A 16,553-nucleotide genomic window follows, 5' to 3' on the forward strand; every position below is an offset into this window, starting at 1 on the left:
AAGCAAGCATGAACAACATCGAAGACATTTATTCCCTTTCGCCGACCCAGCACGGCCTGTTGTTCCACAGCGTCTATGAACCGGATTCGCGGGTGTATTACCAGCAATTGAGCCTGGACATGAACGGCCCGTTGCAACTGAGCGCATTTCGCGGTGCCTGGCAGGCGCTGATGCGGCGCCACGCGGTGCTGCGCAGTGCTTTTCTCTGGGAAGAACTGGACGATGCCTATCAGGTGGTGCAACAGGACGTGCCATTGCCCCTGACGGAACTGGACTGGCAAGACCGCCCCGAGCCGCAGGCCGCGCTCGGACAGTTGGCGCTGGAACAGCGCGCCCAGCCCCTGGAGCTGAACGACTCGCCGCTGATGCGCGTGTGCCTGGTGCGCCTGGCGCCCGAGCGCTGGCACCTGATCTGGACCTTCCACCACATTCTCATGGACGGCTGGAGCGTCGGCATCGCCGTCCAGGAGTGGCTGTCGCTGTACTACGAACAGGCCCACGGCCGCCCCGCCGACCTGCCGCCGACCCGCCCTTACCGGGACTACATCGCCTGGCTGGCGGAACAGGACATGGCCGCCACCGAAGGCTTCTGGCGCGAACAGTTGCAGGACGTGAGCGAGCCGACACCGCTGCCCACCTTCGCCGTGCGGCAGCCTGCACCCGCGGGGGCACCGTTCGCCGAACGGGAAAGCCTGCTGACGGCCAGCGAAACCGAGCATCTGGCGCACTTCGCCCGCCAGAACGACCTGACCATCAACACCCTGATCCAGGGCGCCTGGGCATTGCTGCTGGGCCAGCACGCCGGGCGTGACGACGTGGTCTATGGCGTCACCGTTGCCGGTCGTCCAGAGAACCTGGCCGCCGTGGACAGCACCGTCGGGCTGTTCATCAATACCTTGCCGTTGCGCGTGCAGTGGTCTGAAGGCCCGGTCCTGGTGGACTGGCTGCAGCAATTGCAGCAAGCCAACAGCGATCTGCGTCACCATGCCTACCTGCCCCTGGGCAAGCTCAAGTCCATGACGCGCATCGCCGCCGAGCAGGCGCTGTTCGACTCGATCCTGGTGTTCGAGAACTTCCCGGTCACCGACGCGCTCAACCAGGACACCGGCGGCCTGAGCTTCAGTGCCCCGAGCAGCGACCAGCAGGCCGACGGCATCACCCTCACCCAAGGCCGCAACCACTTCCCGTTGTCGCTGATCGTGGTGCCGGACAAACAACTGCACTACCTGATCAGCTACGACCGCAGTCGCTTCAGCGACGCCGAGGTCGCGGTGTTGTCGGCACAATTGCGCGCCATCCTGTTGGCGATGACGGCGCAAGCGCAGTGCCGGGTCAGCGAGCTTGAGTGGCTGAGCCCTGAAGAACGCCGGCAACTGCTCGCGCAGGGGCGCGGCGTACAACTGCCGGTGCCCCAGGCATGCCTGCATCAGTGCTTTGAACAACAAGTGGCCGCCCACCCTGATCACCTGGCAGTCCGCGACCGTCAGGTCGCCTTGACCTACCGTGAACTGGACCAGCAAGCCAACCGCCTCAGCCAGTACCTGCGCGCCCAGGGCATCGGCCACGACAGTGTCGTGGCACTGGCCCTGGAACGCAGTGCCGGGTTCGTGATCGCCCTGCTCGCCACCCTCAAGGCTGGCGCGGCCTATCTGCCGCTGGACCTCAAGCAGCCTGCCGGGCGCCTGGCTGACGTGCTGGTGGACAGCCGCGCCGCACTGCTGATCGGCGCCACCGCCTCGCCCCTGCTCAAAGGCCTGGCCGAGCACACGCCGACGCTGTGGCTGGCGGAACAGGCCGACGCCATCGCCTCCCAGCCAGACACGCCACCTGCCGTGGCCCACAGCCCGACTGACGCCGCCTATGTGATCTACACCTCAGGTTCCACCGGCACCCCTAAGGGTGTGGTGGTCGAGCACCAGTCCATCGTCGATTACCTGACGGCAGTGCACGCGGTACTCAACCCGCCGCCGGCAGCCCGCTACGGCTTGTTGTCCAGCATCGCCGCCGACCTGGGCCACACCCAACTGTTCGGCGCCCTGTGCAGCGGCGCCAGCCTGTTGCTGGTGGATGAAGACAGTGGTTTCAGCCCCCTGGCACTGGCCGAACTCTTCGACCAACACCCGGTGGATGTGCTGAAGATCACCCCAAGCCATCTGTCCGGCCTGTTGCAGGCGCTGCCCGATGCACGCTTGTTGCCTCGTGCCCTGCTGGTCTTCGGTGGCGACGCCCTCAGCCCGGCGCTGCTGGAGCAGGTCAACCGCCTGGCGCCGGGCCTCAGGGTGTTCAACCACTATGGGCCGAGCGAAGCGACGGTCGGCGCAATCGCCACCGAGCTGCCCGCGGGCCTGCGCAGCATTGCCCTCGGCCGGCCGCTGCCGAACCGCCAACTGCAAGTGGTGGATGCCAAGGGTCGCCAAGTGCCCACCGGGGTGTCCGGCGAGCTGCTGATCAACGGTGCTTTGGCCCGGGGTTACCTGCACCGCCCGGACCTGACCGCCGAACGCTTTCATCTCGACGCGGACCAGCAACGCTGGTATCGCACTGGCGACCGCGTGCGCTGGCAAGTGGACGGCCAACTGGCGTTCCTCGGCCGGGTCGACAGCCAGGTCAAGATCCGTGGCAATCGCCTGGAGCTGGGCGAAGTCGAAGCGCAGATCAAGCGCCTGTCGCCGCTGATCGAACAGGCGCTGGTCCGTGCCGTGGAACTGGACGGCAGCCTGCGGCTGGTGGCCTATCTGGTCGCCAGCCAGTCACTGTCCGCGACGAAACTGCGTAACGACCTGGGTGCGCGAGTGCCGGACTACATGGTGCCGGCGCACTTCATGACCCTCGACGAACTGCCCCTCACCCGTAACGGCAAGGTCGATGTCCAGCGCTTGCCGCTCCCGCAAAAAGCCACGGACGACAGCGCCACTCACGTTGCCCCGCGCAATGAAGTCGAAACGCAGCTGGCCGCTATCTGGCAAGACGTCCTCAAGCTTGAACGTGTCGGCGTGCATGACAACTTCTTCGCCTTGGGCGGCGACTCGATCATCAACTTGCAGATCATCGCCCGCGCCAACCAGCAAGGGCTGAAACTCACGCCTCGCCAGCTCTTCGAGAACCGCACCATCGCCGATATCGCCCGGGTACTGGGCGCCGATGCCAGCCATGGCGAGGCGCAAACCGTTGCCGACGGCTATGACCTGCCGCTGTCTGCCGGGCAATTGGCACGCTTGCAGCAAGGGCCGTTAGACGCCACTTGGCGCTGCGTGGCGTTGACCCAGGCCATCGATAGCGAGCTGCTGGCACAGGCCATCGCCGCGTTGCAGCAACACCATCAGGCCCTGCGTCTGGCGCTCAAGGCGCTGCCGGAGGGCGAGTGGCAGCAACGGGTACTGGTCGTGGCCAAGACCCCGGTCATCACCACCGAGCAATTGGAGACCTGCACCCCGGCGCAACTGCAAGCCCTGGCCCAGGCCGGTGTCGATGCGCTGGAATTGGGCTCAGGCCAAACCCTGCATGCCAGCCTGCTGGAGGTGGACGGCACGCAATCCTTGCTGCTGGCCGCTCATCCGCTGTGCCTGGACGAAGCCTCCTGGTCGCTGCTACTGGCTGATCTCAACCTGGCCTTGGCACAGCTGCGCTATCAGCGGCCAGTGCGCCTGTCCTACGCCGGTGGCGATTTCACCCAGTGGACACGGCACCAGCAGGCCCATGCCCAGGGTGATGCCCTGGATGACGCCTGGGAACATTGGCTGCAATACGCGGGTGTGGAACCGCTGCAGCTGCCTGACAGCCAGCAGCCGGCCAGCGTGGTCGAACACACCCTGCCAGCCGCCATCTCTGGCGAACTCAAGCGCCTGGGCGAGGTGCTGCAATTGGATTGGAACAACCTGTTGGCCGCTGCCGTGGCCGAACAGTGCCGTGAACGGTGCGGCAATGGCCTGGTCGCGCTGAGCGTGCACGATGCCCGTCCGAACGCCGAACGCTTGCCGGTCGATGCGCCGATTGCCGTGGCCGACCTCGACCCGGCACGCATCCTGGGCCCCTTGGCACTGGCCGTGCCGTACTTCCTCCAGCCCGAAGGCGAGAGTCTGCTGCAACGCTTGCAGGCACTGGTGGCGCAGATGCGCGCCTACCCGCAACACGGCGCCGACTATGGCGCCCTGCGCTACTTGTCGGACAATACCTACCTGCAAGAACCGCTGCGCGAGCTGCCAGCGGCATCGGTCGTCATTCGCTGGCTGGGCAACCTCGACAGCCACCGCGAAGAGCGCGGCATCCTGGCTCAGGTTGAGGCGCCAACCCCATCACCGGCTTCGACCGGGCCGCTGAACGTGGACGCCTGGTGGCAGGATGACCGGCTGCACCTGCGCAGCCAGGGCACCCTCGCCGCCGACTGGGCGCCGCACCTTGCCCAACGCTTGAGCGAACTCGCCGCACTGGCCACCGCGGCCGACCTGCGCCCTGCCAGCCAGGCGTTCCCGCTGTGCCACAAGCAAGCGGCAACCCTGGCGGCCGAACCGCTGGACTGGCTGAACATCGAAGATGTCTACCCGCTGTCGTCGATGCAACAGGGCATGCTTTTGCACACCCTGTTGCAACCCCACAGCGGCATCTACCTGATGCAACAACGCTACAGCTGGGACGGGGTATTGCAGCGCCCGGCAATGGAAGCCGCGTGGCAGCTATTTCTCGAGCGCCATCCAATGATGCGGACCGCCTTTTGGTGGCAGGACGACCATGAGCCGCTGCAATGCGTGTACCGCCAGACCCACCCGGCGTTCGACTGGCAGGACCTGCGCCATCTCGACGAAGAGCAGCAGCGCGAGGCGATGGACCAGGCCCTCGAAGCACAGCGCCTGCAAGGCTTCGACATGGCCTGCGCACCGCTCACCCATTTGCGGGTGTTCCAGCTCGATGAGCGCCGCTTCGCCGTGGTGCGCAGTTTCCACCACATCCTGACCGATGCCTGGTGCTTCGGCCTGTTGATGGAAGACCTGTTGGCGATCTACCAGGCCTTGGTGCGCCAGGAGCCGGTGGCCCGCCCGCGTCTGCGCTCGTTCCGTGGCTACATGAGTTGGCTGGAACGCCATGACATGGCTGCCGCCCACGCCTTCTGGCAGGCACAAATGGCCGGCTTCAGCGAGCCGACGCCGCTGCAGGTGGACGGCCCCGTGGCCCGGCCGGAGCAGGCACCTGAACAGGTCGGCGATTTCGACCAGACCCTGAGCATCGCCCAGACCCAACGGTTGCAACAGCTCTGCCAGCAATACCAACTGACGCCCAACACCTGGATCCAAGGCGCCTGGGCGCTGTTGCTGTCGCGCTACAGCGGCAACCGCGACGTGTTGTTCGGCGTGACCGTCGCCGGTCGCCCGACTGACCTCGCCGGTGTAGAAGAAATGGTCGGGCTGTTCATCAACAGCCTGCCCCTGCGCGTCGATGTCGACCCAGAGGCCCCCGTGGCCGACTGGTTGCAGGCACTGCTGTCCCACAACGCACAATTGCGCGAACACGAAAGTGCGTCGCTGGTGGACATCCAGCGTTGCAGCCAAGTGCCGCGCGGCCAGCAGTTGTTCGACAGCCTGGTGGTGTTCGAAAACGCTCCGCTGGACATCAGCAGCGTGCAATTGGACGCCTTCAGCATCGACATCTACGAAGACCGGGTGCACACCAACTTCCCGATGACGGTGGTGCTGTACCCCGGCGACCGCCTGGGCATTCGCCTGTCCTACGACAGCATGCGTTTCAGCACGGACACCGTGCAGCGCATGCTCGGGCATCTGGTGCAGCTGCTTTCGGCCATGCTGGAGACACCGCAGGCGCCCTTGGGCAGCTTGCACATGCTGCCCGAGGCGGAACGCCGGCACCTGCTGATCGACTGCAACCGCAGCGACGCCGACTTCCCGCTGGAACGCGGTTATGCGGCGCTGTTCGCCGAGCAAGTGCGCAACCGTGGGCAACACCTGGCCGCCGTATGCCAGGACCAATCGCTGACCTACGCCGAACTGGACCGCCGCGCCAACGCCATCGCCCATGCGCTGCAAGCAGCCGGTGCCGGCCCGGAAACCCTGGTGGCGTTGTTCGCTGAGCGTGGCCTGGCGTTGCTGACGATGATGATCGCCACGCTCAAGGTCGGTGCCGCGTTCCAGGCCTTGGACATCCAACAGCCCCACGCGCGCCTGGCGGAACTGCTGGACCTCGGTGACGCGCCGCTGTTTCTGGTGTGCGAGCACGCGACCTCGACACTGGACCACGTCCTGCCGCAGATGCACAAGCAGCCCACCTGCCTGGTCGCCCAGGCGCTCTGGCAAGGCCCTGAGCAACCGCCGGTCAGCTATGGGCACCAGCCGGATCAACTGGCCTACGTGATCTTCACCTCGGGTTCCACCGGCACGCCAAAAGGCGTGATGGTGGAACAACGCGGGATGCTCAACAACATGTTCGGCAAGGTCCCGAGCCTGGGCCTGGGTGAGCACGACCGGATTGCCCAGACAGCTTCGGCGGCGTTCGATATCAGCGTGTGGCAGTTCCTCGCCGCACCGCTGTTCGGCGCCACCGTGCACATTCTTCCCGATGCCCAGGCCCACGACCCTGTGGCCCTGCTCGACGCCGTCCAGGAGCAGCAACTGACGCTGCTGGAAACCGTGCCGGCGCTGATTCGCGGCATGCTCCAGGAAAGCCAGGCCCATCACACCCTGGCGAGCCTGCGCTGGCTGTTGCCCACCGGCGAGGCACTGCCCCCGGCCCTGGCGCGGGATTGGTTCGCACGCTTCCCGGCGACCCCGTTGATGAACGCCTACGGTCCCGCCGAATGCTCGGACGACGTGGCCTTCTACCCCATCACCGAAGCACCGGCCGACGACTGCTTGCACATGCCCATCGGCACGCCGACCGCCAATAACCAGGTGTTCGTTCTCGACTCGGCGCTGCGCCTGGTCCCTGTGGGTGTACCGGGTGAATTGTGCATCGGTGGTGTCGGTGTGGGTCGCGGCTACCTGCGCGACCCGCAACGCACCCGCGAAGCCTTTGTGCCGCACCCGTTCCAAGCCGGTGCGCGCCTGTATCGCAGCGGCGATATCGGCCGGATGCGTGAGGATGGTGCGATCGAATACCTCGGCCGTCGCGACCAGCAAGTGAAGATCCGTGGCCACCGCATCGAGCTGGGCGAGATCGAAAACCGCCTGATGCAACACCCGGCGGTGGACAGCGCGGCGGTGCTGGCGCTGCCCGACGCACGCGCCACCTTGCAACTGGTGGCCTGGTATGTGCTCGACGAAGCGGCCGACCTGGGCGGCGAACCCGCGCAACAGGTATTGAGCGCATACCTGGGCCAGCAACTGGCAAGCTACATGGTCCCAGCCCGTTGGCTGGCCCTGGGACAATTGCCGCTGAACGCCAACGGCAAGGTCGACCGTCGTGCCCTCGCCGCCTTGGGTGTGCCCCAGGACGAGACGGCACAGGCGCAATCCGTGGCGCCGCGCACGCCGACCGAACACGTCCTGGCCGAACTCTGGCAAGAAATTCTCGGCCTGGACAACGTCAGTGTGCACGACGACTTCTTCGCCATCGGCGGTCACTCGCTGCTGGCCACCCAAGTCCTGTCGCGCATTCGCCGACGGTTGAACGTGAACCTGCCGCTGCGCACGCTGTTCGAGCGCGGCACCCTTGAGCAACTGGCCCAAGCGGTCGATCAGCAAGGCAACGCCCGGACCGAGGCCGACAGTGACACCGAGATGGCCCTGGCACCGCGCAACCAACCACTGCCGCTGTCCTACAGCCAGCAACGGTTGTGGTTCCTGGATCGCTTCGAAGGCCCTAGTGCCGCCTACAACATGACCACCACCGTCAGGCTGCGTGGCGCACTGGACATCGCGGCGTTGCAAGGCGCCTTGCAGGCGGTGTTCGAACGCCATGAGTCTTTGCGCACCGCGTTCCACCTCCACGGCGACCAACCTTGCCAGGTCATCAGCCCCACGCCGGTGGTCGACTTGACGCCAATCGAGCTGAGCGACCTGGACGGCGAAGAGCAGACGCAAAGCCTGCAGCGCCTGATCGATGAACAGGCCGCGCGCCCGTTCGACTTGCAACAGGCGCCGATGCTGCGCGCCAACCTGCTGCGCTTGGGACGCGAGGATCATGTGCTGCAACTGGTGCTGCATCACATCGCCACTGACGCCTGGTCCATGGGCATTCTGATGCAGGAACTGATCGTCGGGTACCAGGCCCGCATCAGCGGTTCGACCCCTGTGTTGCCGGTGTTGCCGATCCAGTTCGCCGACTATGCCTACTGGCAACGCAGCGAAGCGCAACAGCGCCTGCTGGCACGGGCCATCGATTACTGGCGCCGCCAGCTCGACGGCGCGCCAACGTTGATCCCGTTGCCCCTTGACCAGCCACGTCCGGCTCGCCCCGACTACCAGGGCGCGGCCCTCGAGCAACGCTTCACGCCGGCCCAGACCCAGGTGCTGAAGGCCTATGCGCAAGCGCAACGGGCGACACTGTTCATGGTCTTGCTCAATGCCTTCAACAGCCTGTTGCAGCGGGCCACCGGGGCCAACGACTTTATCGTCGGCACCGACCTGGCCAACCGCGAACACCCGGCCCTGGAACATCTCATCGGGTTCTTCGTCAACGTGCTGCCGATCCGTGCCCGCCTGAGCGAGGGCGAAACCTTTGACGCCCGCCTGCAACGCTTGCGCGAGGATTGCCTGTCGGCGTTCCAACACCAGCAAGTGCCGTTCGACAAACTGGTGGAGGAGTTGCAACCGCCGCGTACGCCTGGGGTCAACCCGTTGGTCCAGGTGTTGTTCGTCATGCAGAACACGCCCAGTGGCAATGCCAGCCTGCCGGACCTTGAAGTGGAACACTTGGTAGCACCCCAGCAGAGCAGCAAATTCGACCTCGCCGTGTTTGTCGAAGAGGACGAAGACCAAGGCCTGAACGTGCGCTGGGTGTACCGCACCAGCGTGTTGCAGGAACAGACCATCCAGCGTCTCGAACAGGGCTTCGAGCACCTGCTGGAGCAGATCGTCTCGGCCCCCGCCCAGGCATTGGACCAGTGGTCGTGGCGCCTTGAGGGCAGTAACGCCGGCGCCGCGTCCCAGCCTGATTCGTCGCTTGACGAGGCCACGGCCCGCAGCGCACGCAAGCAGTCGAAACTGAGCAAGCTCAAGCAGACCCGCGCAACCGCCGTCAGCCAGGTGGCCCATGAGCAGGTCCGCACCCGTACCCTCGACGCCGGGCAAGGCTTGCCGTTGGTGATCGAGCCGTTGCTCGGCGACCTGGACCCGGTGCATTGGGCGCTACAAGCCCGGGAATGGATCAATGCACAGTTGCTGACCCATGGCGGCCTGCTGTTCCGGGGTTTCAACCTGCCGGATGCAGCGGCCTTCGAGCAGTTCGCCCAGGCCATCGAGCCCGACCTCTACGGGACCTACGGCGACCTGCCGAAAAACAAGTCCGGCAAGAATATCTACCACTCCACGCCGTACCCGGAACAGCACATGATTCTCTTCCACAACGAGAGCTCCCATCTGCCGCAGTGGCCACGCAAACAGTGGTTCTACTGCGAAACACCGGCGCCACGTGGCGGCTGCACGCCCATCGTCGACTGCCGGCAGGTATTGGCGCGCTTGCCCCAGGACATCGTCGCTCGCTTCAAGGCCCTGGGGCTGCTGTACGTGCGGCACTTCACCGACAAGCTGGATGTGCGCTGGCAGGACTTCTTCAAGACCGAACAGCGCGAGGAAGTCGAGCGCCAGTGCCTGGCCTCGGGCATGCGCTGGGAATGGCTGGGCACCGACAACCTGCGGATCGCCCAGCACTGCCCGGCCATCGTCGAACATCCGGAGACCGGCGAACTGTCGTTCTTCAATCAGGTGCAACTGCACCACACTGCCTGTCTGGAGCCGGAAGTGCGCAGCAACCTGATCAACCTGTTCGGCCCCGGGCACCTGCCCCGCAACGTGTACTACGGCGACGGCAGCGTGATCGAAGACGCGGTGATGCAAGTGATCGGCGAGGCGTACGAACATTGCGCGGTACGTTTTACCTGGCAAAAGGGTGACATGGTCATGTTGGACAATATGTTGGTGGCTCACGCCCGGGATCCCTTCGAGGGCGAGCGCAAGATCTGCGTCGCCATGGGCCAGATGATGCGCCGCGAAGAATTGACGGGGCAGTTGCCCGAAGTACAGCCGCTGCCGGCTTCGGAGGTGCAGGCATGACCGCCTTTGAGAAACGTGAGGAAGCCTTCGCCCTCTCACCGCAACAGCGCAGCCAATGGCTGGCGGGCTTGCCGCCCGTACGCCTGGAGCTGGAGATCACCGGCGCGTTGGCGCTGGAACGCCTGCGGCAGCGGCTGGCCGCGCTGAGCGCTTGTCACGAGGCCTTGCGCCTGGGCGTGCGGCCCGAGCCGGGCCTGCTGATGCCGCTGCAAGTGGTCGAACCCGCCGCCAGCGCAGTCGACGCGATCAGTGTCGATGTGCAATCGGTGGGTGACGATCGGCACCGGGTGACATTGCAACTGCCGGCGCTGAGTGCGGATCGCGGCACCTTGCTGCGCCTGGCGCAGGCATTGGGATCGACGGATGCGCCAAGCGTCGATGACGAGGCCATGACCTACACCCAGTACAGCGCCTGGCTCCATGAATTGCAGGCCGATGAAGACGCCGTTCCCGGTCGGCGCTTCTGGGCCAGCCAGGCCTTGGACGAACCCGCCGGGAGCGAGCTGCTCTACCGCCAGGTGCGTAACGACCGCCACGACGCCCCGGTAACCACCCGCCTGCTCGCCAACCCGCAATTGAGCAACGCCCTGGACCGCTTTTGCCAGCGTCACGGTGCCTCGCCCGAGCAGGTGCTGATGAGCGCCTGGGGGGTGTTGCTGCAGCGCCTTAGTACCGGCGACAGTCCGGCACTGACCTTGAACTGGGTACACGATTGCCGCGACGACTACGAGGAGCTCGAAGACTGCTGGGGTTTGTTTGCCAAGCCCCTGCCCTTGCGCTGGCAACCGGCTGCGAACAGTCCATTTGTCGACGCGCTGAACACCCTGCAGTCGCTGTGCGAGCAAGCCATCGAATGGCAGGAATACTGCGGCGTCAGCACCGCACTGCCGGCCGAAACCTTGCACTACGGTTTCCAGTGGGGCGCGCACCTGCCCGATCGACTCGACACCTTGGGCAGTCTTGCATCGAGGCTCACTGTATTGGATGCGCAAGCCATCCCGGCAGGCATGGAGTTGCTGCTGGCGGTCGAAACGGTCCGCCACGAAGCCAGCGGCCTTGGCTATCGGCTGAACCTGCACCATCTACCGAACCGCTACAGCGAACAAGCCGCCCTAACGGTTCTGGAGCAGTTCCAGTCGCTGCTGTCCGATGCCCTCGCCCACCCAGACAAGCCCTTGGCCGAGCTGTCGTTGCAGGCGCCGAGCTTCAGCGCGACGCTGGCCGCCCGGCAGGGCGACGTCGCCGCCCCATCGTTTGCCAGCGTACCGGCGCGCTTCGCTGAATGTGCCGCGCAGTTCCCCGAGCATTTGGCCCTGCGCGACCACCACGGGTATCTGAGCTATGCCCAGTTGCAGGCGCAGAGTAACCAACTGGCGCATTACCTGCGTGCCCAGGGCGTGGGCCGCGAAGACCGCGTGGCGTTGTACCTGGATCGCTCGGCGCAAATGGTCCTGGCCATGCTCGCCGTGCTCAAGAGCGGCGCGGCGTTCGTCCCCCTGGACGTGCATCAGCCGGCACAACGCTCCCTGGCCATCCTGCAACAGGCGCAGCCGGTCTTGGTCCTGAGCGGTTCGGCCGGCAGCGCCCCCGCGTTGCCCGGCATCGCTAGCCTCGACCTGCGTGATGAAGCGACCTGGCAGCACGCACCTGCCACGGCAACCACCGTCGAGCTCCAAGGGCAGGACGCGGCCTACGTGCTGTTCACCTCTGGCAGCACCGGCACGCCCAAAGGCGTCATTGTCGAACATGCCCAGCTCGCCAGTTATATCGCCAGCGTGTCCCGGCGCCTGGCGCTAGGGGTTGGCGAGCGCAGTGCGGTGGTCACTTCGCTGGCGGCCGACCTGGGCTACACGTTGCTGTTCCCGGCGCTGCTCAGCGGCGGTGAGTTGCACCTGCTGGACAAGGAAACGGCAATGGACGCACAGGCCTGGGCGGCCTGGCAGGCTGAATACCCCATCGATCACCTGAAGATCGTGCCGTCCCTGCTGGACGCCTGGCTGATTCACGCCCAGAGCGCGGCCGTGTTGCCTCGCAAGCAACTGATCCTCGGTGGCGAAAGCTGCTCGCGACGCCTGTTGCAGAACATTCGCAGCCTCGCGCCGACGCTGACGGTCTTCAACCATTACGGCCCGACCGAAACCACGGTCGGGGTGGTGATGCACACAGCCGATCCGGCCGTGGACTATCGTCGCCTGCCCCTCAGCGACCGCCTCGATGGCATGCGCCTGTACCTGCTCGACGAGCAGCAGGCGCTGGCCGCTCCCGGGCAGAGCGCCGAGTTGTATATCGCCGGCCCGCAACTGGCCCGGGGTTACCTGGACGCGCAACAGAACGCCGGTCGTTTCATCGAATGGGTGCAATCACCTGGCGAACGCCTCTACCGCACCGGCGACATGGCCCGCTACCTCCACGACGGTAGCCTGGAAATCACCGGACGTGCCGATCGCCAGGTGAAGATCCGTGGTTTCCGCGTGGAACTCGATGAGATCCAGGCGCAACTGACCCGCCTTCCCGGCGTCGCCCAGGCCGCGGTGGAATGCATTCCCCGGGGCGAGCTCGGCCAGCAACTGTTCGCCTTCATGACCCTGGCGCCCGGGCATTCGACCACGGTCGCCAGGCTGCATGGCCAGGCCCAGGATTGCTTGCCGGACTACATGCTGCCCACCCTGCGGATCGTCGAAGCCTTGCCGTTGATGGGCAACGGCAAGCTGGACCGCAAGACCCTGCAGCAATGGGCCGACAAAGTCCTCGACACCGTTGGCAGCGCCTTGCCGCGCACGCCGCTGGAAGCTTTGCTCGCCGAGGTCTGGGCACAAGTGCTGGGCCTGGAGCGGGTGGGTATCGACGACGATTTCTTCGAGCTCGGTGGCCATTCCCTGGCAGCGGTGACGCTTGCCAGTCGCTTGCAGGCCGCGCTGTCGGCACCGGTGACGGTCAATGCGGTGTTCAACGCCCCCAGCGTCTCGGCGTTCGCGGCGTTGGTGCAGGCTGAACTCAAGCTTTCGCCCCTCGTCAGGCTGTCGGCGCCAAACGCGCCCGTGGAGGCCGGCAAACTGTTCTGCTTCCACCCCTCCACAGGCCATGTGCAGGACTACCGCCCTCTGCTGGCATCGCTACCGGCCTGGCAACTGTGGGGACTCCAGGCGGCCTACCTGACCGACGACAGCTCGACACTGGGCGGTGACATCGAGAGCCTGGCGGCAGGCTACGTCGAGCATCTGCGCCAGCAGCAAGCGCACGGTCCTTATCACCTGCTGGGTTTCTCCCTCGGCGGGTTGCTCGCGATTGCCGCTGCCGCACGCCTGGAGAGCCAGGGCGAACAGGTGGCGTTTCTCGGTATCATCGATTCCCAGTACCAGCATCACGCCCCGCAAGACAGCGTCGAAGCGCTGCTGGAGTCGGCCGCCCTGTCACTGACATCGGACAGCCAGACCGTGTTGCGCCAGCTGCCACAGGCGACCCTGGCGGCATTGCTGGAACAACTCGATGCCCTGCCCCCGGCAGCGCGCCTGCCGGAACTGGCCCAGTGGGCGCGCCAGCAGGGCCTGCAGCTCGATGGCGACAGTTGGGAGCACCTGCAAACGCGGCTGCGCTACCAGCAACATACGCAGCATCTGCTGGCGACCTTCAAGCCTGCGCCACTCAGTTGCCCGGTGCATGTCTGGTGGGCCGACGATACCCTGGAACAGGCTGAGTTCGCCGACCCGCACTGGGAACGCCTGAGCACCGGGCCGTTGACCCGTGAGGTCATCCCGGCACAGCATCTCACTATCCTCGAGCAACCGGCCCTGCATCAGCAACTGGCGGCGCGGCTCGAGACCATCGCTACAAGCGGAGCGGTTTGAAAATGGATCTGTTGTTACTCATGGCTAAACGTTCATGGCGCGCACTGCTGGTGGCGACCCTGACGGGCCTGATCTGCGGCCTCGCGGCGGCCGGGCTGATCGCCAACATCAACCACAGCCTGGAGGTGTTCGATAAGCTACGCCCGGTGGACGGGCTGCTTTTCGCCGGGCTGGTGCTACTGGTCATGGTGTCACGGGTGATCTCCGACATCAGCCTGCTGCGCCTGGGCCAGGCCGCGGTCAACGACATGCGCCTGCACCTGAGCGCCAAGCTGATCGATACCCCCTACGCGAAATTGCAGCGCCTGGGCAAGCATCGCCTGCTGGCCATGCTGACCGACGATACGCAAACCATCAGCCAGGCGGTGGAGTTGGTGCCAATCCTGCTGGTCAACGCCGGGATCATCGCCGCCTGCCTGGGCTACCTGGGTTGGCTCAGCCTGCCGCTGCTCAGCCTGACACTGCTGCTGATCATCGCGGGCAGCTTCAGTTTTCACTGGCCGCAACGTCGGGCGTTGACTTCGATCTCCCGGGCCCGGGAGCTCAAGGATCAGTTGTTCGACCAGTACCGCCTGCTCACCGATGGCAGCAAGGAACTGCAGCTCAACCATCCACGCCGGCAACACTTCTTCACCCGTTTGCTGATTCCGGTCAGCCAGCAATACCGTCGCAACTTCGTACGCGGCATGAGCATCTACGCCCTGGTATTGAACTGGGGCAACGCGGTGTTCTACATGCTGATCGGCGTGGTGCTGTTCGCCGCACCGCATTTCATCGACCTGGGCGTGAGCCTCGTCACCGGCTATATCCTGACGATCCTCTACATGATCACGCCGCTGTCGGAATTGATGAACGCCTTGCCGACCCTGGGCCGCGCCAGCGTCGCACTGAATAAGATCCGTGCCCTGGAAGGCGAGATGGAAACATCCGACGAAACCTTCGATACCATCTCGCCGACCCAGGTTCGCCACCTGGTGTGTCGGCAAGTCGCCCATACCTATTACCGCGAACGCGAGGATGGTCATTTCACCCTGGGCCCCATCGACCTGACCCTCAATGCCGGCGAAGTGGTATTCATCACCGGCGGCAACGGCAGCGGCAAGACCACCCTGGCCTTGCTGCTGACCGGGCTGTACCGGCCGGAAAGCGGCGATATCGTGCTTGATGAGCAAGTGTCCTCGAGTAACGACAACCACCATTATCGACAGCACTTCTCGGCGATCTTCACCGACTTCTGCCTGTTCGAAAACCTGTTCGATGGCGACGATCCGGACTTGGTGAAACAGGCACAGGACTACCTGGTGCACCTGCAACTGGACCATAAGGTGCAGATAGAAGGAGGCAAGCTGACGACGCTGGCGCTGTCCACCGGGCAACGCAAGCGCCTGGCGTTGCTCAGTGCCTATCTGGATGACCGCCCCTGCTACCTGTTCGACGAATGGGCGGCCGACCAGGACCCAGTGTTCAAGCACTTCTTCTACACCCGGATCCTGCCGGACCTGCGCGAGCGCGGCAAATTGCTGATCGTCATCTCCCATGACGACGCCTATTTCGGCCTGGCCGATCGGTTGATCCATGTCGAACATGGCAAAGTCAGCGAAGCAGCCTCCCAGGCCAACGCATCATCCCTGGCGCAAGTGCTGTCTTGAGGAATGTGGAGGGTTTCTGGCCGAGGCTGTCAAAAGCTGCGCTCAACCCTCTTCATAGATGTAATGCAGGTAGCTCACTTGTTCCGCCACCGGCAGACGGTGCAGTTTGGGGCAGGATTCGCACAGCACTGGCGGTTGGCCTTCGACCGGTTCGTGCAGTTGGTAGTGCAGGCAACAATGCCGACGCAAGGGCAAGGTGGGGCATATCTGCGGCGCCGGTGATTCGACCATGCGTTGCAGGCCTCGCAGCTTCAGGCGTCCGTTGTTCACCGTGACCGGTTCCAGCCACCGGTGCGCCTCGGCGAAGCCGTCCCTGGACAGGTCCGGGTCCATCCTGGCGAAGGCGCCGTCCCAGATGGCGACAAAGTTGCCCCACAATATTTTCGGGGCCAAGCCACCGGCGGCGGCCAATGTGCCAAACAGTGGCGCCAAATGCTCGTGGACCAACCGCGACCAATAAACCGCCCGGTCCTCCGCGTTCAAGGGCGACAGCCCGGCAGCCAGGCCCAGCGCCGCCGGTTGGCCGTCGTCGTGCAACAACAACGCGCCGTCGCCCCAGAACTCGATCGCGCAGCCACGCGTGAGCACACAGGCCAGGGTGGCCGGCAAGACAATGCTCATGTAGTTCATCGACCACTGCGAAACCACGGCGGCGCGGTTCACCCCCGGGTAACGCAGGGCAAATCGGGTCAGCAAGGGTTGCAACGCGGCAGGGTCGGCAAGCTGGCTCAACGCGATGGAAGGCTGATCGCCAGGCTCCTGCCGGACGACCCGCTGTATGGGCGGCCAGGCCTGACTAAGCCATTCTGGAAATTCGATAACGGGGCTCCCGTGGCTTTCCCTAA

General features: G+C 65.1%; 4 protein-coding genes. 3 read left to right on the top strand and 1 reads right to left on the bottom strand.

Annotated elements, in window-relative coordinates:
• The first annotated feature begins 8 nt into the window (after positions 1–8).
• Genes BT125_RS01420 through BT125_RS01430 form a run of 3 tightly spaced genes read left to right on the top strand, consistent with a single transcriptional unit; the run spans position 9 to position 15,708 of the window.
• Positions 9–10,214, top strand: a complete 10,206-nt coding sequence (locus BT125_RS01420; protein ID WP_072404959.1) for a non-ribosomal peptide synthetase — start codon at positions 9–11, stop codon at positions 10,212–10,214.
• Positions 10,211–14,059, top strand: coding sequence for a non-ribosomal peptide synthetase (locus BT125_RS01425; RefSeq protein WP_072404644.1), 3,849 nt, complete (start codon positions 10,211–10,213; stop codon positions 14,057–14,059). The genes BT125_RS01420 and BT125_RS01425 overlap by 4 nt, the downstream gene beginning before the upstream one ends.
• A gap of 2 nt (positions 14,060–14,061) precedes the next feature.
• Positions 14,062–15,708, top strand: coding sequence for a cyclic peptide export ABC transporter (locus BT125_RS01430; protein WP_072404645.1), 1,647 nt, complete (start codon positions 14,062–14,064; stop codon positions 15,706–15,708).
• Between the two features lie 42 nt (positions 15,709–15,750).
• Here BT125_RS01430 and fhuF read toward each other — a convergent pair whose 3' ends face one another.
• Entirely contained in the window at positions 15,751–16,440 is a 690-nt protein-coding gene (fhuF, locus tag BT125_RS01435) for a siderophore-iron reductase FhuF (protein WP_083564421.1), read from the bottom strand.
• Positions 16,441–16,553: the final 113 nt, after the last annotated feature.

The sequence above is a fragment of the Pseudomonas sp. NFACC04-2 genome (genome assembly GCF_900119265.1).
Taxonomy (GTDB): Bacteria; Pseudomonadota; Gammaproteobacteria; order Pseudomonadales; family Pseudomonadaceae; genus Aquipseudomonas; species Aquipseudomonas fluorescens_AA.